We start from the raw sequence: 22,169 nt of genomic DNA on the forward strand, positions 1-22,169 counted from the left end.
CCCTCTCTGTAAGTTAATGACGAAGAACTGCGTTGACCCGGGAAGCTAATTCATTGAATTGAGGGCTGGTACGAAAATCCTCCTGTCGTGAAGCCGAGGTGTGTACATCAATTTGACCGACGATTCGGCCTGGTCGGGGTGTCATCACGGCAATTCGCGTTGAAAGATACACAGCTTCGAATACGTTATGTGTTACGAACAATACCGTCATTCGCGGATTGGCTGACCAGATACCGAGTAATTCCTGCTGCAGCGTCTGTCGGGTAAGTTCGTCCAACGCGCCAAACGGTTCATCCATTAATAGCAGGTCCGGTTGAGCAACGAGCGAACGTGCGATAGACACTCTCATCTTCATACCGCCAGACAGCTCCCGAGGTAATGATTTGGAATAGTCCTTCAACCCGACCAACTCCAGCACTCGCAGCGATTCCTCGGTTCGCTGTTTGCGTGATATCCCCTTAAGCTCAAGCGGCAGTGCAACATTATCTAGTACATTGCACCAAGGCATAAGCGTTGCATCCTGAAACACGTAAGCAAGGCGTCCGCTCTTTCGCGCTGAATCCGCTGTGCCACCCATCACCTCCAGATTGCCTCCGCTCGGTTCGCTCAAGCCCGCAATCATCCGCAAAATCGTTGATTTGCCGCAGCCGGACGGACCGACAAAGGAAATAAACTCACCCTCTCGCACCAATAAATTCGCGTCTTGTACGGCAATGGTATGATTTGCATATTTCTTCTCCACTCGTTCCAGTTGGACAAGGGGTTGAGCCAAACTATGCTCAGAAACAGGCTGTGGTTTCTCGAGTTCCAAGGTTGAATCGTTCCTTAAATGATCCTCGATGGTTACATTCACCCCCCTGTTATTACGCATGCTGTTTCCCCCTCTTTTAAATAACTTAACTTAACTTATTGTTATAGTCGGATTTAATGCAATCCATTCCATTGCTAATTGAAGCCGTAGTGTTACGCGCGTTGGCTGGCTTCAATCGCTTGCTGTAAATCATAAAGAATATCCTCGATTCCTTCTGTACCAACCGATAGTCGAACCAGTCCCGGTGTAACGCCAGTCGATAGCTGTTCGGCTTCTTGCAGCTGCTGATGCGTCGTACTTGCAGGATGTATAATTAACGATTTAGAGTCCCCGACATTCGCCAGATGTGAGAATAAGGTCACAGCATTTATCAGCTTTTTGCCTGCTTCAATTCCGCCCTTGATTTCGAACGTAAGGATAGCCCCTTGACCGTTAGGCAAATATTTGGCCACAAGTCCATGAGAAGGATGACTCTCTAGTCCTGGATAATTAACCCACTCAACAGCTTCATGCTGTTCCAAATAACGGGCAACCTTCAGCGCGTTCTCGCTGTGACGTTCCAGCCGAAGATGCAGTGTCTCCAAACCCTGCAGCAGCAAAAATGAGTTGAATGGTGAGATCGAGGCTCCTAAATCACGAAGCAGCTGCACACGGGCTTTAATAATATATGCGAGCGGGCCCAGTGCATCTGTGTAGACAAGACCGTGGTAGCTTGGATCCGGCTGTGTCAAGCCAGGAAACTTATCATTAGCTGTCCAATCGAACTTGCCGCTATCCACAATAATTCCACCTATAGAGGTTCCATGACCACCGATGAATTTTGTCGCGGAATGAACTACAATATCGGCTCCGAATTCGATGGGACGAAGCAAGTAAGGACTAGGAAATGTATTGTCGACAATTAGCGGGATACCATGCTCATGTGCAATTTGAGCTACGGCTTCAATGTCGAGAATATCACCTTTGGGATTACCGACTGTTTCGGCAAATATTGCTTTCGTCTTCTCGTTAATAGCCTTTTTAAAATTTTTCGGGTCAGACGGATCAACGAAACGTACGGTGATACCAAGCTTAGGCAATGTCTGGGAAAACAAATTGTAGGTGCCGCCGTATAAGCTTGTTGCCGACACTACCTCATCCCCGGCTCCGGCAATGTTTAGAATGGAGAACGAAATAGCTGCCTGACCGGATGCAGTTGCCAATGCCCCGACGCCACCTTCCAGTGCCGCAATTCGTTTCTCAAATACATCGGTTGTCGGGTTCATCAGGCGTGTATAAATATTGCCAAACTCCTTGAGACCGAACAGATTGGCTGCGTGCTCCGTATCACGGAATGTATAGGATGTCGTCTGATAGATCGGAACCGCTCGTGAATTCGTTACCGGATCTACTTCCTGCCCCGCATGGATAGCCAAGGTGCCCAATTGTAATTTTCTTTCCTCTGTCATATTCGTTCATCCTCCTCATAATGGTTAACATGTAATGACATTCATTTCTTAACCTAGCCCAAGAGCTTGTGGCGAAACACACCTGTAGCATACTCCTTTTGAACACGTCCCCTGTGTTGTAACACCGGAACGACCTTGCTTACGAATTGTTCGAACGTTTCCGATCGGGTCGCATAAGCGATGTTATAGCCATCTACTCCCGTGTGATCCATAAACTGTTCCAGCTGATCGGCAATTTGCTCAGGCGTACCCACACGTAATGACCCGACACCGCCAAAGGCAAAATATTTGGACAGCTGTTCAATCCCCCATTCCTCGTCCCCGCCATTTCGCTTGAAAAACTCAAACAAATAATTGGTTCCACTACGCTGCTCGCCCTTACGAATAAAAGCCAACAGGTCGTCGGAGCTGACCGTGGAGAAATCTACGCCAGTCCACACCGATAAAAGGGATAACGCACCTTCCGGACTGGAATATGCCAACAAGTTATGCAGCTCTTGCTGAGCCTCTTCCTCCGTATCTCCGATCACCGGGTTGATTTTCGGGAAAAAGAGTACCTCCTCGGGATTACGTCCGTATCGCTCAGCCCTCTGACGGATATCCTGGACAAGAAATTTCGTTTCATTCTCTGTCATTGCATTCAGGAAAATGCACTCGGCATGTTTGGCAGCGAACTCTCGCCCTCGATCGGAGGAGCCTGCCTGGAACAGCACCGGTGTACGCTGTGGAGAAGGCTCGCATAAATGGATGCCCGGTACTTTAAAATATTTGCCTTCGTGGCCGATTTCATGTACTTTAGCGGGATCGGCGTAAATGCGGTTGATTCGATCACGCACAACAGCGCCGTCCTCCCAGCTTTGCTCCCATAGCTTATGGCATACTTCCAGGTATTCGTCTCCCCGATTGTACCGCTCATCATGGTCCAGCTGCTCCAAACCGTAATTACGAGCTGTGCTATCCAGATTGGACATCACCATATTCCAGCCCAATCGACCGTCAGTGAGATGGTCAAGCGTCGACATCTTACGTGCCAAAGCATACGGATGCTCGTATGATAACGAAGCCGTCAGCACGAACCCCAGATGTTCAGTGGCAGCTGCCATAGCCGGGATCGCATAGGATGGATCATTTATAGGAAAATACATCCCTTCCCGTACCGCTGTATCTCTGCTGCCTTGATAGACATCGTACACCCCAAGTATATCTGCAAAAAACAAAGCGTCGAACTTTCCTCTTTCCAGAGTTTGAGCGAGCTCAATCCAATAATCCAAATCCTTGTAACGTTCTACCCGATTACCGGGGTACAGCCATAATCCAGCATTATCCTGCACGGGATTTGCCATTTCTACCGCATTTAATCGCATACGCTTTGCCATTCTAATCACCACCATGTCCGCTGATTATGATCAGCTTTCATCGATCTCCTCTCTAATTATTTTTTATTCCAAGTATTTCGATGCGATTTAATTAATATCAATATAAGGGATGCATAAAATTCTGTCAATTAAAATTATACAAACGTATGTATAAGTTATTTTATGGAAAATAACTGCACTTGTTTACCGGGATGATCAGCTGGTAATTGACTGCCAGCAGCGAACAGCTTATGGCGCAGAGTACCTGTCTGGTAATCGGTTTGAACACGACCGCGATTTTGCAAAATCGGAACAACTTGCTCGGCAAATTCAACAATACCTGATGGTCTGACCATGTAAGAGATGTTAAAGCCGTCCACATCCGTTTCATCGATAAAACGTTCCATGTAATCGGCAATTTGTTCCGGTGTCCCTGCCGTTACACCTCCCAAGCCTCCGAAAGCAAACAGCTTGGCGAGTTCCGATAATGTCCATTTTTTGTCCTTGTCATACCGGTACAAGGAATCCGCTGTATGCTGGGTTCCGGTCCCTCTTTTTTCCAAAAACTGCAGCAGCTCCTCTTCCTTATAGGCAGACAAATCGATACCGGTCCATGAAGAAAGCAGAGCCAGTGTGCCCTCGGTGCTAACATGGGATAAATAATCGGCAAGCCTCTCCTTAGCCTCCTCTTCGGTTGTACCAATGACGGGAAGCAGCCTAGGATAGAACTTGATACTTTTCGGATCGCGTCCCAACTGCTCGGCACGCCTGCGAATATCAGTAGTCAGGAACTTCGTTTCCTCGGAGGTAATGGCATTCAGAAAAATACATTCTGCATGCTTGGCAGCAAATTCCCTGCCTCGTTCCGACGAGCCAGCCTGAAACAATACCGGAGTCCGCTGTGCAGAAGGCTCACATAGATGAATGCCCGGAACACGGAAAAATTTACCCTCATGCTGAATATCGTGCACCTTCGATGGATCGGTATAAATGCGAGCTTGGCGGTCACGAATTACAGCGTCGTCCTCCCAACTGCGTTCCCATAGCTTGTAGCAGACCTCAAGAAACTCGTCTCCCCGGTCATACCTAACATCATGGTCCAGTTGGTCCGTCAGGCCAAAGTTTAAAGCAGCGCTTTTCAAATTCGAAGTAACCACGTTCCAGGCGATACGACCATCTGTCAGATGATCAAGCGTCGTCATCTTACGAGCGAGTGAATAAGGATGATCGTAAGTAATGGAACATGTTACGGTAAAACCCAAATGACTTGTAACAGAAGCCATCGCCGGAATGAAATAGGTTGGATCGTTTTTCGGTACACTCATTGCCTCACGCACAGCTACGTCCCTGCTGTTCTGATAGGTGGTCAGGACGCCGAGTGCATCCGGAAAAAACACCGTATCGAATTTGGCACGTTCGAGTAATTGAGCCAGCTCAACCCAATACGATAAATCCTTATATCGTTCCGTATGATCATCCGGATGTGTCCACAAATAAGTTGCCCCAGTAGGGGAACTATGCTCGATTAAATTCAATCCAATTCGTTTGCCCATATAGTGCCTGCCCTTCTTATTAATTAATATCATACTATTCCGCTATGATTAATAATTAACAGAATACAACCATCTTCAATAGCTGTCAACAAGAATTATACATACGTTTGTATAAATTAAACAAACGTATGTTATATTGTAAACATACAGCATCAAATCATTTATTTCATATCGGTATTCACGCCCAGACCTCTCAACACATAACAGGTAAGCTCAGCCAGTAAATCCTCATAAGATAGCTCATCCTCCGTTGCAACAGTGGCAATGTTCCTACGGCTTGAATGTGCAAATATCGAACCCATAACAAAAAGCAGAGTCGTATCCAATGAATGAAAGCTAAACAGCCCTTGATCATGGCCTCTTTTCAGGATATCACGAATTTTCTCGTACATTGGCAAAATATGCTTCTGGACAATCAGGAAACGGGCTGTAATCAAATGCGTCTCATGCCGTAATATACTGATGATCTCCGGGTCCCTTAGTCGGAAAGCAAGCACTTCTCTCAAAATGCTGCGCAGCTCTACCTCTGGATCGTCCTTCTCGGCATCCACCATCTTGTCAACGCGGTCCATAGGCATAAAGGTCTCGAACAAAGCTTCGAAGATTTGATCCTTTCCACCAAAATAATAGGAAATCATGCCGAGATTGGTACCCGCCTCCTTACAGATTTGTCTCACACTGGTTCCATCGAAACCTTGCTTGGCAAACAACTCCTTGGCCGTCAATAATATTCTTAATTTTGCATCTTGCTGGTTCATTGGCAGACTGGCTCCTAACATCGAGACCTTTATACGGTTCGGTTCATATTTTGGATATCCATCCAGTATACATGATGCTTCTCATGTTTGGCGAGTTTTTGAGTAGTTAGTCTATAAAAAAAGGCCTAAGTCATGTGAATTTGACTTAGGCCCTGCTTACATTTAATCTAACAAATCCGTGACCGCACCCAGTGAAGCCGAAGAAACGAGCCGCGCATATTTCACAAGAACTCCGGAGGAGACTTTAAGTGGCGGTTGAATCCACGCTTGTCGACGCTGCTCCAGCTCCTCTGGACTGATCTCGAACGTCATCTCCTGTGTCTCACTATCAATTGTCACGATATCTCCTTCTTTCAGGAGAGCAATAGGTCCGCCTACCTGTGCTTCTGGTGTAATATGGCCAACCACAAAACCATGAGAGCCTCCCGAGAACCTGCCATCCGTTAACAACGCCACTTCCCCGCCGAGGCCCTTGCCTACGATCAACGCTGTGACAGAAAGCATCTCAGGCATCCCCGGTCCACCCTTGGGTCCCGCGTATCGAATGACGAGTACATCCCCTTTGCGTATTTCATCGTTCACGATAGCCTCTGTAGCCTCTTCCTCACCATTGTAGACACGTGCAGGCCCGGAAAAGCGCAGCTTTTTAAGGCCTGACATTTTGGCTACTGCACCATCCGGTGCCAGGTTGCCACGGAGCACGACCAACGGACCATTCGGCTTCAATGGATTATCGAAAGGACGAATAATCGTCTGATCGACATTCAAATGTGCGGCTTCAGCCAAATTTTCGGCCAAGGTTTTGCCTGTAACGGTTATACAATCCCCATGGAGAAGACCTTGCTCCAGCAGCAGCTTCATGACTCCGGCAACACCGCCAATATCGTTCAGATCCTGCATGACAAACGTTCCACTCGGCTTCAGGTCGGCAAGATGTGGCACCCGTAACCGGATTCGTTCAAAATCGTCCAACGTTAAATCGACCTGTACCGAGTGGGCAATCGCCAATAGATGCAGAATCGCATTGGTAGAGCCGCCCAGCGCCATTACAACCGTTATCGCATTTTCGAATGCTGGCTTGGTCATAATATCTCGCGGGGTAATTCCCTTTTCCAGCAGCTCGATCACGGTTTTCCCGGCCTTCGCACACTCCAGCGCTTTATCTGGAGAAATTGCCGGTGTGGAGGATGACCCGGGCAAGCTCATCCCTAAAGCTTCTGCGGCGGCAGCCATCGTATTCGCTGTATACATGCCTCCACAAGCTCCGGGACCTGGACAAGCGTTGCACTCCACGGCATGCAGCTGTTCATCATTGATCTTGCCCTCGTGATATTGACCAACCGCTTCAAATGCGCTGACAATATCAATGTCTTTGCCATCCAGCTTCCCAGGCTGAATCGTTCCTCCGTATACATACACGGCGGGTACATTGATGCGGCCAATAGCCATTAGGCAGGCAGGGGTGTTTTTATCGCATCCTCCCACCGCAATAAGCCCGTCAAAACGCTCGGCGTTCGTAACAATTTCAATAGAATCGGCGATGACCTCACGACTGGGCAGTGAGAACAGCATACCCTCATGTCCCATCGAAATACCGTCCGATACCGTAATCGTATTAAAAATCAAAGGCGCTCCGCCATGCGCCTGCACTCCCTTTTTGGCTTGAACAGCTAATTGATCGATGTGCATGTTACAGGGAGTTACCTCGCTCCACGTACTGGCTACGCCGATCATTGGCTTCTTGAAATCCTCATCCGTAAAGCCAACAGCACGCAGCATGGCGCGGTTTGGTGCCCGATTAACTCCCTCACTGATCACCTTACTGCGAATTCTCAAATCTTTTTTGTCAGACATCACCTTTCACCCTTTCCAAATTAAATGATTGCGTACAATTCCTGCATAGGTCTTATCAAATTTTGCTTCATCATCGCGGAGGCCGCTGCCGAATCGCGTTTTTCCAACGCTTCGATTATAGCCGCATGCTCCTTGGCGGAAGCCATAGTTGCCGTGATGGGCTGCTTCAGGAACACATACTTGAACCTTCTAATATGAATCTGGAGCGATGCGCTAAAGGAAGAAATGTAGACATTGTCCGAAAGCTCCACAATCAGATTATGAAACTGTTCATCCAACTCCATCGCCTGATACGGCTGACCCTGCTCGATCGCCTGAGCAAATTGTTGATTCAATTGTTTAAGTTGCTCAATATGCTGAGGTAATATGAGTGCCGATGTAAATTCAGCGGCTAGAGCATGAAGCGCTGCCAGCGTCGGATACATTTTCAATATATCGTCCTTTTCGATGGTCGTTACTTTCGTTTCCTTGCCGGGATGCATTTCAACAAGCCCCTGTACTTCCAGCAGCTGAAAGGCTTCCCGGATCGGCGTTCTGCTGACGGCTAGAGATTCTGCCAGCTCAGCATCAAGCAGCTTTTCTCCAGGGAGAAGTGTCCCTTCGATAATCCATCTTTGAATTTGGGATAACGCGCGTTCTTTGGCTGACATGCGAATAGGTGAAGAAAAATTTTGCGGTACCGGCATAGACATCATCCTTCGTCTTTTGTTATATGCAATATATCGCATACATATATTAATTGCAACTTTTATTTAGAATTGCCCATAAGAAAAGCTTCTGATCGAAGCAAAAAAGCTCCAGTTCCTTAGTACGAGCCAAAGGTCTGGAGATTTCACATTATTAATTATTAGTATCGTTAAGTAATTTTTCTTCTATAAAATTGAGCATGAGACGATTATGCCCTGCTACTACGCTATGTCCGGTGAACGGATACGTATGGAGCTGCTTGTCACTGCGTATTCGGTTGTATACAGGGAATATCGTTTCCGGCAAACAAACGGTGTCCTTGAGTCCAACCGAGATCATAATCGGGATCTTGATCTGGTGCGCCATATTTAACATATCAAAATAGCTGAGTGTTTCCAGCACCTGATTTAATTTATCGGGGAATTGGGCGATGAACGCGGCCGCTTCTGTGAGGGAGCCTGTTGAATGCAGCAAGCCATGATCCATATGGCACATGTTCGGAATATTGGCAATTGCCGCTGCGGGCTTATCACTTAAAGCCGCTGTAATGAGCACCAACCCGCCTCCTTGGCTTCCTCCGACGATGGCAATTTTGGTGGAATCAATTTCCGGCTGTTCACTTACCCAATCTACCGCTTTCAGACTATCAATCGTAATTGCTTTGTAATAGCTCGTGTCCTTGTCCAAAATACCTTGTGTGATCCAGCCCTTGGTCATCCCGAACGATTGGGACAGCTGATTGCCTGTTTCTCCCCCTTGCCCACGAACATCAACGGCAAATACGGCGATTCCCATCAGCAGCCATTGACTGTAAGCCTCCGGAAAGCCGCTTCCGCCGGAGTAGCCCTGATAGATAACGACACAAGGAAGCTTTGCCTGATGATCCTGCCGCACGAACTTAGGTATCAGGTACCAGCCATGAATCGGTGTATCATCAAAGCCTTCATATGTAACCCGATACGTGTCAATATAAGGCTGCGGGCTTGGCCGCTGTTCACGCTGTCCATTTAATGGTTTTGTTTTAAATGTGTCTAAGGTTGTTTGCCAAAAGCTTTGCAGGTCATCTCGTCCAGTTAGTGGCGGATTCAGCTGCAGCAGCTCATCCACACGCTTTTGAATTGCACTTGGATATTCATAATGGCTAGGGTCGTTATGATTCATTAGCTTGCCTCTTTTCTTCAAATGGTCATTACAAAGAAAACCAATATGGCTATGTACTACTATAGCTGATTTTCAATCCGGTGGGGAGTCCTAAAATAACCGAAAAAAGGAAAAACCGCCCTCGAAAAAGGACGGTCTCTCCATTGCCTGATGAACTATCTAATAACGAACCAATAAAACAAAATGGCCAACGCAAAACGATAGTAAGCAAACCAGGTCAATTGCAGTCTTTTGATCAAATTTAAAAAGGTTACGATTGCACCCAATGCCACAATAAACGCGGTTACTAGCCCGATTGCAAACATTCCAAAGTCATCCATCGACAAAAACTCTCTGCTTTTATATAAATCAAGACCTGTAGCGGCGAACATCATCGGAACAGAAACGAGAAAAGTGAATTCAGCTGCCGCCTTTTTGCTAGTTCCAAGCAGCATTCCTCCAGAAATCGTAGAGCCTGAGCGGGAGAATCCCGGCCACAGAGCCAAGCATTGAAAAAAACCTATCCCTAATGCTTGCTTGTAGGTAATCTGATCAACCGTATCTGCGGTAATGGCACGCTTTACTTTTTCAGCAACGATTAACAGAAGTCCTCCGACAATGAGACTAATGAGCACAGTTGAGGGTCCAAACAAATATTTTTTGATCGTACTGTGCAGCGCCAAGCCAATAACGACGGCCGGGAGCATAGCCAAGCCAATGTGGATGAGGTTCAATCGGGACTGTGACCCCCGTCGTCCAAAGCCCACACGCAGGATGTCTATTAATTTGCGCCAATACAAGACTACGACTGCCAGCACAGCTCCTAATTGTACGACAATCTCAAAGGTTTTTGCTTTTTCTCCGACGAAATTCAGGAGATCTGCTGTTAAAATCATGTGCCCTGTAGAAGATACAGGTAAAAATTCAGTAAGCCCTTCAACAATTCCAAGAATAATAGCAATCCAGGTACTTTCCAGTTTAGTTCAGCTCCTTTTCTTTATGTACAACCTTTTATAGTTTAAAGGTTACCGGCGGCCAGATCAAATTCTGACTATGATGGCTGTAAGCCTCTTGACCATAGAGCTAATCCATATCGTGTTTTCCAATTTAAAATGATGTTTCTCCATGGCGCAAACATACGTTCTGTCACCCGTATATCCCCCATCTTTCATTCACAAGCCTGCAATCTTGATTTACAGTAGCTAACATGATATCTTACCTTAAACTATACGACAGCAAGGCATCAACTGATAGCTCTAACACTCACACATGGAACTATAGGTTCCTAATATAACATCTCATATCAAAATAGACTGGACACCGGAGGGAAATACTATGGACTATAAAGTACTTGTCGCTGATGATGAACAAGCGATTGCAAATGCTATTGCCTATGCTTTGAAACGGGAAGGTTTTACAGTTCAGACGGCCTCCGATGGTGAAGAAGCGCTCCGTTCAGCAGAAGTGTTCCAACCGCACGTGCTGGTTCTTGATGTGATGATGCCGAAGCTGAGCGGCTTTGATGTATGCAGGAAGCTGCAGCACCGCAATCAACTCGGTATCCTGCTGCTGACGGTCAAAAACGATATCGTCGACAAGGTGCTAGGCCTGGAGCTGGGCGCGGACGATTATATGACAAAACCGTTCGATCTGCGAGAATTGACAGCCCGAGTCAAGGCCTTATGCAGACGTCTGGAGAAAAATACAGATCAACAAGCACAGACATCAATTGAAATTGGCAGGCTCACCGTCCATGTCGAGCAGCGAACTGTATTACTTGAGAATCAACCTTTGAATTTGACGCCAAAAGAATTTGATTTGCTCACGATGCTGCTTTCCCATATGAAAAGAGTATATACCCGTGAAGAACTGCTGGAGCAGGTATGGGGAATGGAATATGCGGGCGGAACACGGACAGTGGATATTCATATTCAGCGCCTGAGAGCCAAGCTGGGCGATGAACATGGCCAATTACTGCAAACCGTTTACGGTATCGGCTATAAGGCAGCTGGAGATGTTGTATGAAATTAAGCTTGAAATGGAAATTTACCGGATTTATAGCCTTGCTTCTTCTATTTACTGTTGGAATGCTCAGTATTCTGATATTAAAAGGGATTTCGGATTACCAGCGTGATCAAACTGAAAGCACCTTGGAGGGTCAGGCGCAGACGGCCCAACTCCGTATCACACAGCAATATGTCACTGGTACGAGGCTTGACCCGGCGGTGTTCATGCAGCACTTGGGCCAGAAGCTTGCTGTTGAGCTGGGAGTCAATACAGGGATGCGTGTCATTCTATATGATCAATTTGGGTCGGAGGTCGGCAATTCCTTGCCTATTGCGGGTAGGTCTGATGTGGGTGATGCTCTTAACTATGCACTACACAACCATATTGCATATTTCACCAAAGGTGATGTTATGGAATATTTGGCCCCTCTTCAAGGACCTGACGGGCAGCTTGGTGTCATTCAGTTCCAAGCATCACTCACTGACCAGCATGCATTTTACCGGAATATTCACTCATTGTTTCTGATCGCGGGAGTCGCCGTTCTTTCTTTTGCCATTCCTTTCGGATTGATCTACATGAATCGCCAAGCCAATGCCATTCGACAGCTGCAAGCTGCAACGGATCGCATCCGTCGTGGTGATTTTGCTGATGCTCCCGTTCTTGATCGTCATGACGAGCTGGGTTCTTTAAGCCACGGTATTGCAGATATGAGCCAGGCGATTCAATCCAACATGCAAGCACAAAAACAATTTATGAATAACATCAGCCATGAGTTCAAAACTCCGCTGACCTCCATACAGGCTTACGCGGATTTGCTCCATATGTACGAAGACGATCTTGACTTGATTCGGGAAGCCAGAGTAGCGATATCCAAAGAATCTGCACGCCTGTACGAGCTGGTTGAGAAAGCACTCCAGCTGTCAGCACTTGAAAAGTATGAATTTGATTATCAACCTGAGCGGATTGAAGTCAAACCAATTCTAGAGGACATCTTCACCCGGATGAAGGCGAAGGCTGACAAATTTGGCATTACCCTCATATTGGAGTTAGTGCCCGCCGACATATGGGCAGACCGGCAAAGTGTCGAACATATTTTCGTTAATCTACTCGACAATGCGATTAAATATAACACGACGAACGGGTCCGTCACTATTGCCAATCGAATCGTTGAAGAACGGATCGAGGTGTCATTCCAAGACAGCGGCGTAGGTATACCTGAAAAGCAGCAAGTGCGAGTATTTGATCCTTTTTATACCGTTAATAAAACGAGGGCGCGGCAGTCTGGCGGATCGGGTCTTGGTTTGGCACTCGTCCAGCAGCTTGTAGACAAGCAAGGTGGCCGTATTCGTTTGGAAAGCACAGAAGGAATAGGTTCTCTTTTCACCGTTTCCTTTGATCGATACAACGCACAAAAACATTTACAAGTTTGAAACAATTTGAAATCTTCCGGATAACATCATGTCTTATACTAAGTCTCGAAGACAAGAAAAAAGGAGGTAATTATACTGAGGTTGGGAATCCACGCACTCTCTATCACTAAAGCAGTAGCCGTATTGATCCTGATTGCAGCCCTAACTGCCTGCAAAAATGACCGGGGGCCAACAATTACAGTCAAAGAACCCTTGTTAAGCGAAAAATCGAGTCATTTTGCATTGGATCGGCTGGATCGCCTCGACGACGTCTACTGTGCGGATTGGGTAGCGGAGCAGCAAGTAATCTGCGTGCCGAACATCTTATCATCTGAAAGTACAATGATGATAAGGAACCTACAAACCGGGGAAGTCTCGCAGACGAACATCGCTGCAGGTACTTCGCTTCAAGTGTCCCCCGATCAGAAGCACGCTTTCGTGATCAGCCACAATTACGGGGTAGAGATGGCTGCTTTAGGGAGTCATGATACATTTCCGATATCCTTGAAAATCGGAGATTCATCCACCTCATGGATAAGCACTGGGTCTCAGGGTTCTTGGGCAGATGAGAAAACCTACATCCTTCCTGTTATTAACCGTGGGTTTGCAACTGTTGATATTGATGGCAAAGTTGTCTACTCATCACTTGACAGTAAGCAGGCTTCTATCCTTAAGCTCGTCAAGAAAGGCGACCTTGTCTACAGCTTGAATGTATCCAGTCAATTGCAAATGTTCACAAAGGATAATTCGTCGGCACCGCGGCTAATTCGAGATCATGTTGTCAGTTTCAGTCTATCGCCGGACGGGAGCAAGCTCGCTTTTGCTGTTCAGATTGCCCCCAATCAAGAGTCACTGTATGTCGTGAACGCAGCAAACGGTGCCGAGGAAACCTTCATAGCCAAAGGACGCCTGCTGCGACAGATCTCTTGGTCACCTGATGGCAGCAAGCTTGCGTTCACCGTACTTAGCCTGGATCAAGGAATGACCGGACTCTATGTGATGCATGCGCAATCCGGACGTATGACCCCCCTTTCGGATCACACGAATTTGGAGAGACCGATCGTATGGAGTCCATCAGGTGGCCAGCTTATGGTGAGTGAAGGCATCCCGGGTGACAGACAAACCAATGTATTCACAACGATTTATCGACTTAAATCATGATTAGAAAACCTGCTGAAAACCTATTTTGATATTATATAAATTAACGGAGTGGAATATCATATGAAACGTATTGGTTATACAATCACCTTAACCTTGCTCATTATTGGACTTATTTCCGGCTGTGAGAGCGCCGATAAGGAATTGACCATAAAGCAGCCACAAAGTCCAGAAGCATCACAGCCGACGACGACATCTCCCCCCTCTTCTTCCGCATTGGATCCAGCAAAGGGCCAAGAAACACTGAAGCAGCTGCAGGTCATCGCTTCTCAAGCCAAGAACGCCCGAGAGCTTACATCGTTCATTGATGCCAATATAAGTAAAGTCGATACACATACAGCAGATAGCCTGTTTGCAATACTTGAGCAATTTTACGATCAGCATTTGCCAGCACTCAATGAAAATTTTGCCAAAATACTGACTCAGTCCCATACAGTGGAAAAGCTGAACGAGCTTGAATATCCGTTTGATGTTAACAAAATTAAAAATGACGATACTTTAAAGCAATGGCTCTTGAATCAGACAGAGGGCAAGCTCTCATTGGATCAGAAGGAAGGCGATTATTACTGGAGGGTCGATTATACGGCATTGAATCAGGCATATGCACCAAAGCTGTCAGATGAAATAAAGAGCTATCTATCCATTCAGGCAGCAGAATCCAAACAGAATTTTTTTCGGGATGGCAGTATCAAAGTAACGAGGGATGAGCTCGGTGACAGGCTGCTGAACGCGGAAGGTTATCTTGTGAAATACCCGTCCGGACAGAAAAAGACAGTGGTTCAAGCCTTATACCTTGATTATTTGAAAGCATACATTTATGGTTACCGTTACGATGCCATTGACGAAAACACAATGAAGCTGCTTCCGACTGTGAAGCAAAGCTACGCGCAATTGGTAAACAAGCAGCCTGACAGTAAGACGGCACAAATTGTGAAGGAGTATCTGGTCATCATTAATGAGAATAAAGACGTGATCTACGATCCTGGTATTAAGGGCGAGAGCATCATTGGCAGTCCAAAAACGAACATTGCGAGGTTTTGGAATGACCTGGACAGCCGCGTGCATGGATTGATTAAATAATGTTTTCTCACAGCAAAAGTTGAGTACACAGCACAAAGTCCCGACAAGGATTAATCGGGACTTTGTGCCTTTTTATTATTTTACAATCAGTGGATTAGAGCCGTTCAGCCCACTCTTCCTTATTGCTCCAATCCTTGGCCTTCCACCGCAGCACATCCGGGTTGGCCATATGGATAATTTCTTTGAAAAATTCAAGCCGCTCCAAGTCGGTCATCGGCACAAAGCTCTTGGCAACTTTTAAGTTGTTCTCCAACTGCTCCATCGATTCCATCCCGATTATAGCTGTCGAGATAGGCAGCGACCATGTGTAGCGCAATGCTTTTTCGTACCACTGAGCAAGTCTTCCGAGACCGATAACTTTCATCCCGATAATGGCCATGCCTTTTTTGTTCGCTTTTGGCAAAAACTCCTCAGCAAAGCTGTAGATGAAATGATCCGCGGCAGACAAAGCAACCAATGCGCTATCAAACGGGAAGCGTTCAATCGCTTCGAGCTGTACATTCGGATTCGTATGTCCGCTTATGCTAATATGCTTGATAATTCCTTGATCCTTCGCCTCAATTAAAGCCTGCAAGGCACCGTCCTTGGCAAAACACTGCTCAAGCTGCTCCATCGTTCTTACATCATGCAGACGCCATTCCTCCACATGATCCGTTTGCAGCCGTTTCAAACTGGCTTCGATCGAGCGCAAGGAACCGTCGCGTGTTCTGTCGATCGTCTTCGTTGCAATCCACACCTTGGATCTGCGGCTGCCCAAAGCTAACCCAAGTCGCTCCTCGGATTGTCCTTTAGAATAAATCGGAGCGGTATCAAAGTAGGTAATGCCTTCATCGATGGCTCTGTTTACAATCTGGATCGCTTCCTCTTCGGTACAATTGTGCTCATCGACGATACGTTGGGCCCCAAAGCTAAGAATGGGAAATTGTTGTCCGGTTTGTCCAAATTTACGATTTTCCATAAATGCAATCCTCCTTCATGTTTTGCCAAGCAAATCGAGCTTCGTAGTCATCTACTTGAATAGGGTTAATAAACGCGTACAAGCTTTCTCATTTCTGTATCAGTATAAACCATCTGAACGTTTCTCAAAAGCCGAGAATGGTCAAGTATATGCCATTACCGTTATTTGAATGGAGCTAAACCGGCACCCTGGGCAAAAAAACGCCCGATGTTTTGCTCAACTGTTGGATCGGCTATGAGCGGAGGTGCGTGATGCGGCTTAATCCGGGCATCAATAATCATATTGTCACAAGCCCAATGCTTGTTCTCATAATAGCTGTTCACACCATAAATGTCCTTGGCAGGATTGCTGCGTGTGAATGTCGCCCATAGAAAATTGTTGATGGTCGCGCTCATAAACGGACTATCGTCACACAAAATAATCATGGGGCATGACGGAATAGCTCCCTTTGCCTGAATAGCCTCACACAATTGTTGGATGTACAGCTGCTCATTAGCATAGTCGATAAATGCAGACCCTTGAAGCGCCACGACACCCGGCATTACCAGGTGAGCCTGTCCTCCCCCATTTAATTGCTGTAGAGCTTCGGGGACCTCTGAACATAATTGCCTTTTTACATCTCCATATGCTGCGATAACGACCTTACTGCCGCTATTTAACCCGGTGCCTGAATAATCAAGGGTATCGATAGTTGTATTGGTGTAAAAATGAATGTCTCGATGCAAGTCAATTCGTTCCAGGATATACGTTAAAAAATTCACTTCATGATGCGTGTCCACAGGCTGCTGCTCTTCAGCTGTAATGAATAAATACTTGGCCAGGCTCAGCTGTCCGGTTCCCAAAATACGATTGGCGATAGTCAATATCTCGGTAGGCTGCTTCACCGATTGATATGGCGTATACCTCTCACTGCCTATTGCAAAAAGCAAGGGATGAACGCCCGCGGCATCAACAGCATGAACCTCCTTCACACCAGGGATTTCCTGCTTGATTGCATCACCAGTTAACTGATGGATCAGTTCTCCAAATGCCGTATCCTCCTGCGGTGGACGACCTACGACAGTGAACGGCCATATCGCATCGGTCTTGGCATACGCTTTATGTACTTTCATTAGCGGGAATGGATGAGTCAGACTGTAATACCCCAAATGATCGCCAAAAGGACCCTCTGGCTTCGTTTCACCTGGATGAATTTCTCCGGTTATGACAAAATCAGCATCCAGACTAATACAATGTCCTTCGACATAGCTGTAGCGAAACCGGCGCCCTCCAAGCAATCCGGCGAAGGTCATCTCACTTAACCCTTCCGGCAAGGGCATGACAGCCGACAAGGTATGTGCCGGAGGTCCACCAATAAAGATGCTTACTTTTAAAGGGACTCCTTGTTTGTTCGCCTTGTCCTGATGGATGCCAATACCGCGATGAATCTGATAATGCAAACCAACTTCCTTGTTCATCTCATAGTCATTGCCGCTCAGCTGCACACGGTACATACCCAGATTGGAATTCATAATACCTGGCTTGTCCGGGTCCTCCGTATACACTTGAGGCAAGGTGATAAAAGCACCGCCATCCATCGGCCAGTGTTGTATGAGCGGCAGGTCAGATATGTTGATTTCTTGAAAGCCAGCTGGTAAGCTTTCGGATTTTTTCATAGGAAGAGCTTTCCAGGCTGCCAGCCCGGTATTAAAGTGGGCAAGTGGGTTTTTTAATGCTTTTATAGGATCATTACGTAGAGTCATTACGTTCTGTACAGCTTCCCACGTATCCCGGAAAATAAACTTGCTGCGCTCTATGGTACCAAAAAGGTTGGATACCGCCCGGAATTTCGAGCCCTTCACATTTTCAAACAACAATGCAGGGCCACCCGCCTCATATACTTTCATATGAATCGCAGCCATTTCCAGATAAGGATCGACTTCCTCCTGAATACGGATCAAATGTCCGTTCTTTTCTAAATCGATGATGCAATCTTCCAAATTGCTATAACTCATGAAACGGCTCCAATCTCTGATTATTGTGAGGGAACCTCAAGCTGTTTGAGATTCATGCTGTTTAAAATATACAGCTAGCCTATACGGATTTCAACTGCCTGTTCCGTTTATTACAAGCGCTTCTCCTACCATACCATAGATGTTCATAGATTCCTGTATACGAATTAAAAGAACAAAACAAAAAAAGATTACATAATATATATTATGTAATCTTTTTTTGTTTTTCTCTTATTGTTTAGCAAGCTTTATAACAATATTTCCTAATTCCACTGGAACAGTGACCTGGAAGCTCATCTATCAAAAGCCAGCTTTCAAAATATAGGAATACGATACTTGTTTCCATTGAGAGAATAAAGAAAAGCTTCTGAGTCAAATAAATCAATTTTCACAAGCGGCTTTTCTATATTGGATACAGTTAACGTGTTCTTCTTAAGCGCATTAAGTAAAAAAGGTATTTGCTTTTGGTCGGTTCCCATCAAATTAACATTCACCAAGGCATCGTCAAATGTAATATCTGCTTTCATCATTTAATCCTTCCTCTCGTTATAACATAAAATTAGCATGGACTTAAAGTCCATGCTTCTGGTGTTCCAGTCAGCCTATTTCATGAATACCAACTATTTCAAATTTTTAGTAATGTTTGGTTATAAAGCTGTGCGTAACTTCTAATGCTTCCTCCAGATACGGGGTTGTGTGATGAAAGGGGTGCTCTCCTCCAAAAAAATGATCCGCATCGGGTATGCTGACAAAGGTTTGATTTGGAGCTGCTTCCTTCAATAGCTGCTGCCCCTTAAGCAAAGCTTCCCGATCCTTGCCTCCTTGGATAATAAGCACTGGAGCTGCAAGAGATGCAAGAAGACGAGCTGTGTCGAATCTCTGCTTGTTCTGCTCCACATCATCATTAATAAAGGGGTTCTGGTTTCCGGCAGCTGCCTTTGGAGGAGGCCCGCCGTTCCAGGCGATAACTGAGCCAATATAGGAATGCTCGGCGGCAAAGATAATGTTGCTTCCGCCTGCTCTACTGTGCCCCAGCAGGGTGATACGTTCTGTTTCGGCTTGCTCAGCCAAAGGCAGCTTGTGCTCTCTTAGATGAGCCAATACAGCATCCAAATCAGATAATTCTCTGGACACTGTACTCAATTTTTGAACGGAAGCCTCATCGGCTCCACTGTTCAGGGCACCTACACGTGAAAAGTCAAAATGTACGACGTAGAATCCGCGTTCTGCAAACCATGCTGCAACATAAGGCCAGAATCCCCAATCTTTATATCCTTTAAATCCGTGGCTGATTACCAAAACCGGTTTTTTGATCTGTTCCTCAACAAGCGTAACCTCTCCTCGAATAAACAATTCATTTTCCAGATCAATCCGAAAATCCTTCTTCACAACAACGGCATTTCCCATACTGTTCACTCCTTTTTTTAAAAAAATTGAAATAAAAATAATAAAAGGGATATCTATGTCTCCGTTTTAACGGTGTCCAAACATGTTATGAAATACCATGATTTTCTAAAATATGAAGATAATTAATTATTCCGATATGATTAATAAGAATATAACAATCCATTGATGAACTGTCAATTTAAAAATTCCATTGACATTTTTAAATCCGATTGATACCATGAAATTATTAATCACATGTGATTACTTTGATTTAGTACACTAGTCGACCGTATTTTCGGAGACTTCCTTATACAGGAGGTCTCTTTTTTATAAATTACATGGAATGAGAAAGGGCTGGGATCAAGTATGACTACATCTGTATTCGTAGAAAGTATTTTACCTGAAGTTGACGCTACCCGTAAGGCTGATTACCCGGTTTATCCATTGTTTTTAAATCGCTGGTCCTCGCGTTCCTATGAGACTCGTAGTGTGCCGGACGATGTGCTGTATACAATTCTGGAGGCTGCCCGTTGGGCTCCATCGTCGAGTAATTTGCAGCCATGGCGTTTTATTGTCGCCAGGACACCAGAGCAGCGGAAACGATTTGAGGAGTTTATCAGACCGAACAACAGACTTTGGACTGACTTTGCCCCAGTGCTTCTATTGTTGGCCTCCGATAAGCTTCGAGCTGATGGAGAACCGAATCGTTCGCATGCCTTTGATACTGGAGCAGCTTGGGCATCTATTGCTTTGCAGGCACGAATACTGGGTCTTACGACGCGTGCGGTGGGTGGCTATGATAAAGACAAGGCCCGTATTGTTTTGGATGTGCCGGATGAAATCGAACTGCATGCGGTAATTGCACTCGGCTATCCTGGAACGAAGGAAACACTTCATGAGAGCTTTCAGGATAAAGAACAACCGAATGGCCGTAGGCCCTTGAGTGAAAGTATTATAGATGGAAAGTTCAATCCATAATCAGATGCAGAAAGTCTGTTCATCATTATTCGATTAGGTCGTTCCTGCATACGAACAAGAACAGAACAACAAAAAAAGATTACATAATAATTATTATGTAATCTTTTTTTGTTTGCGTTTATTGGTCAACGAACCTTATAAGCAGATTTGTGAAATATCCATATTTATCCGGATTCTTGCATAGAGCGCAAGCTATAACGACGATACAGGTAAGAACAACCGATTGAAGCAAGCACAATGATCGTCAATCCCCAATAAATATTACCGTAAGCGATGGATAGCGGTAATTGTTTTTGCCATACTAAAGCACTGGCCGTTATAGCCACCCCGAATGCCCCGCTGAAGAACTGAAGCAGTTGGAACAGCCCAAGACCCGAACCCAACTGTGATTTCGGCAATATTCGCGACATTTCATTGGAAATGGCACTTGACAGGAAAGTAAAACCAACACTGAGCAGCATATAAATAAACATGACAGCGATATATGAGGTGCTGGCAAATAAAGCGAACAGTACAACAGAAACGAGTACTAACAGAGGTACATACCGTATAATAGCACCATTGCCGTAGCTATCGATAATTCGACCCACTCGACGGGATAAAATCATAGCGAGCAAGGAACCAGGGAAAATGATAAGTCCGGAGACGCTGGCACTAAGCTCGAACCGGTGTACCAGAATTTGCGGCATCAAAAACAGTGTTGCAAAGCTGCACAGATACGTCACGACTCCGACTGCACTTAATGTCAGGTAAGCACGATTACGGAACAATATCGGCTGCACAAAGGGATCTGCTGCCCGATTGATCCGGATTATAAACAGAGCAAGCGCGGCTAATCCTGCTGCCAGTGCTATCCAGGATTGGTTCGTTAGAAATAATAGCAGTCCTGTAGTCCCTATCGCCACGAAAAACGCGCCTAATGCGTCAAAGGAGCCTTTAGCTGGCTGCTCTTTCGGAAGAAGAATCCAGTAAAATGGAATCAAAACGAGCACAACTGCAGTAACTACAAATAAATAGTGCCAGCCTAGGTACTCCACGATTCCCCCGCCAACTACGGGACCGAGACCCAGACCCAGTGCGGCAGCAGACATCACGGTTGCCATCGCTTTGCCGCGCCGCTCCAAAGGGATATAACGCGTTACCAGAACAAGCGAGAGAGCTGGAATAGAGCCCGCTCCAGATGCCTGCACAATGCGAACGATCAGTAGCGGTATAAAGCTGCTGCTAAAAAATCCACCGACCGCGGCGACTCCAAGCAAGACAAGTCCGATAATAAATAAACGGCGAATCGGAATGAAATCAGACAGTCGGCTGAACGTAATCGTTGAAATCGCAAATATGATCGAGTAGCCGGTTACGATCCATGAGGTTGAAGCCGTCGAGATCCCGAATGCGCGCGATACATCCGGCAGCGCCAAATTAAACATCATCGTGTTCATGATGACAAGAACAATCGAAAATCCAAGCAGTAATGTCACCTTGCCTTCCTTCAGGAAGGGCTTAGCAGCTTCTGTGGCTGATGACGGAATAGATGTTGTTGACATCGGGAACCCTCTTTCCTATTTGATAGTTCTATTACAATCGAACAATTGAAAT

At 45.9% G+C, this 22,169-nt stretch carries 19 protein-coding genes; 5 read left to right on the forward strand and 14 right to left on the reverse strand.

Annotation, left to right across the window (positions count from 1 at the left end; translation table 11 throughout):
- Positions 1–13: 13 nt before the first annotated feature.
- The 9 genes from NST47_RS20390 to bacA form a co-directional block, all read right to left on the reverse strand.
- Entirely contained in the window at positions 14–871 is an 858-nt protein-coding gene (locus NST47_RS20390) for an ABC transporter ATP-binding protein (protein ID WP_341156759.1), read from the reverse strand.
- Between the two features lie 92 nt (positions 872–963).
- A complete protein-coding gene (locus tag NST47_RS20395) occupies positions 964–2,259 on the reverse strand; it encodes a homocysteine synthase (RefSeq protein WP_341156760.1) in 1,296 nt (431 codons plus the stop codon).
- Positions 2,260–2,312: 53 nt separating this feature from the next.
- Entirely contained in the window at positions 2,313–3,635 is a 1,323-nt protein-coding gene (locus NST47_RS20400; protein ID WP_341156761.1) for an LLM class flavin-dependent oxidoreductase, read from the reverse strand.
- 155 nt (positions 3,636–3,790) lie between these two features.
- Positions 3,791–5,167 (reverse strand): LLM class flavin-dependent oxidoreductase, encoded by a 1,377-nt coding sequence (locus NST47_RS20405; protein WP_341156762.1) that lies wholly within the window; start codon positions 5,165–5,167, stop codon positions 3,791–3,793.
- Positions 5,168–5,328: 161 nt separating this feature from the next.
- Positions 5,329–5,925: a TetR/AcrR family transcriptional regulator gene (locus tag NST47_RS20410; RefSeq protein ID WP_341156763.1), complete on the reverse strand. Its 597-nt coding sequence runs from the start codon at positions 5,923–5,925 to the stop codon at positions 5,329–5,331.
- Positions 5,926–6,087: 162 nt separating this feature from the next.
- Complete coding sequence (gene ilvD / locus NST47_RS20415; RefSeq protein ID WP_341156764.1) at positions 6,088–7,779, reverse strand: dihydroxy-acid dehydratase; 1,692 nt, start codon at positions 7,777–7,779, stop codon at positions 6,088–6,090.
- A gap of 20 nt (positions 7,780–7,799) precedes the next feature.
- Positions 7,800–8,465, reverse strand: a complete 666-nt coding sequence (locus tag NST47_RS20420; protein ID WP_341156765.1) for a GntR family transcriptional regulator — start codon at positions 8,463–8,465, stop codon at positions 7,800–7,802.
- 154 nt (positions 8,466–8,619) lie between these two features.
- Positions 8,620–9,627 carry an acetylxylan esterase gene (locus tag NST47_RS20425; protein ID WP_341156766.1) on the reverse strand — a complete coding sequence of 336 codons (1,008 nt, stop codon included), beginning with the start codon at positions 9,625–9,627 and terminating at the stop codon, positions 8,620–8,622.
- Between the two features lie 155 nt (positions 9,628–9,782).
- The gene (gene bacA / locus NST47_RS20430) at positions 9,783–10,583 is read right to left on the reverse strand and encodes an undecaprenyl-diphosphate phosphatase (protein WP_076234094.1); all 801 of its coding nucleotides are present in this window, start codon (positions 10,581–10,583) and stop codon (positions 9,783–9,785) included.
- 358 nt (positions 10,584–10,941) lie between these two features.
- On the opposite strand from bacA, the gene NST47_RS20435 reads away from it, so the two are divergent.
- The 4 genes from NST47_RS20435 to NST47_RS20450 all read left to right on the forward strand — a co-directional run bounded on the left by NST47_RS20435 (position 10,942) and on the right by NST47_RS20450 (position 15,260).
- The gene (locus tag NST47_RS20435; RefSeq protein ID WP_341156767.1) at positions 10,942–11,631 is read left to right on the forward strand and encodes a response regulator transcription factor; all 690 of its coding nucleotides are present in this window, start codon (positions 10,942–10,944) and stop codon (positions 11,629–11,631) included.
- Complete coding sequence (locus NST47_RS20440; protein WP_341156768.1) at positions 11,628–13,043, forward strand: sensor histidine kinase; 1,416 nt, start codon at positions 11,628–11,630, stop codon at positions 13,041–13,043. Before NST47_RS20435 ends, NST47_RS20440 begins: the two co-directional genes overlap by 4 nt.
- 81 nt (positions 13,044–13,124) lie before the next feature.
- A complete protein-coding gene (locus NST47_RS20445) occupies positions 13,125–14,183 on the forward strand; it encodes a TolB family protein (protein WP_341156769.1) in 1,059 nt (352 codons plus the stop codon).
- Positions 14,184–14,243: 60 nt separating this feature from the next.
- Positions 14,244–15,260, forward strand: a complete 1,017-nt coding sequence (locus tag NST47_RS20450; protein WP_341156770.1) for a hypothetical protein — start codon at positions 14,244–14,246, stop codon at positions 15,258–15,260.
- Positions 15,261–15,354: 94 nt separating this feature from the next.
- Here the strand turns inward: NST47_RS20450 and NST47_RS20455 are convergent, their stop codons facing one another.
- From NST47_RS20455 to NST47_RS20470, 4 genes are all read right to left on the reverse strand, one after another.
- Positions 15,355–16,218, reverse strand: coding sequence for an aldo/keto reductase (locus NST47_RS20455; protein ID WP_076234095.1), 864 nt, complete (start codon positions 16,216–16,218; stop codon positions 15,355–15,357).
- Between the two features lie 161 nt (positions 16,219–16,379).
- Positions 16,380–18,212, reverse strand: a complete 1,833-nt coding sequence (locus NST47_RS20460; RefSeq protein ID WP_341156771.1) for a UbiD family decarboxylase — start codon at positions 18,210–18,212, stop codon at positions 16,380–16,382.
- 311 nt (positions 18,213–18,523) lie between these two features.
- The gene (locus tag NST47_RS20465) at positions 18,524–18,739 is read right to left on the reverse strand and encodes a hypothetical protein (RefSeq protein WP_341156772.1); all 216 of its coding nucleotides are present in this window, start codon (positions 18,737–18,739) and stop codon (positions 18,524–18,526) included.
- Positions 18,740–18,842: 103 nt separating this feature from the next.
- Complete coding sequence (locus NST47_RS20470; protein WP_341156773.1) at positions 18,843–19,616, reverse strand: alpha/beta hydrolase family protein; 774 nt, start codon at positions 19,614–19,616, stop codon at positions 18,843–18,845.
- Positions 19,617–19,961: 345 nt separating this feature from the next.
- Here NST47_RS20470 and NST47_RS20475 point away from each other — a divergent pair, with 345 nt between their 5' ends.
- Positions 19,962–20,573, forward strand: a complete 612-nt coding sequence (locus NST47_RS20475; protein ID WP_341156774.1) for a nitroreductase family protein — start codon at positions 19,962–19,964, stop codon at positions 20,571–20,573.
- A gap of 164 nt (positions 20,574–20,737) precedes the next feature.
- Here the strand turns inward: NST47_RS20475 and NST47_RS20480 are convergent, their stop codons facing one another.
- Positions 20,738–22,117: an MFS transporter gene (locus NST47_RS20480; RefSeq protein WP_341156775.1), complete on the reverse strand. Its 1,380-nt coding sequence runs from the start codon at positions 22,115–22,117 to the stop codon at positions 20,738–20,740.
- Positions 22,118–22,169: the final 52 nt, after the last annotated feature.

The organism is Paenibacillus sp. FSL H8-0034 (assembly GCF_038000305.1).
In the GTDB taxonomy this organism is placed as follows: domain Bacteria; phylum Bacillota; class Bacilli; order Paenibacillales; family NBRC-103111; genus Paenibacillus_S.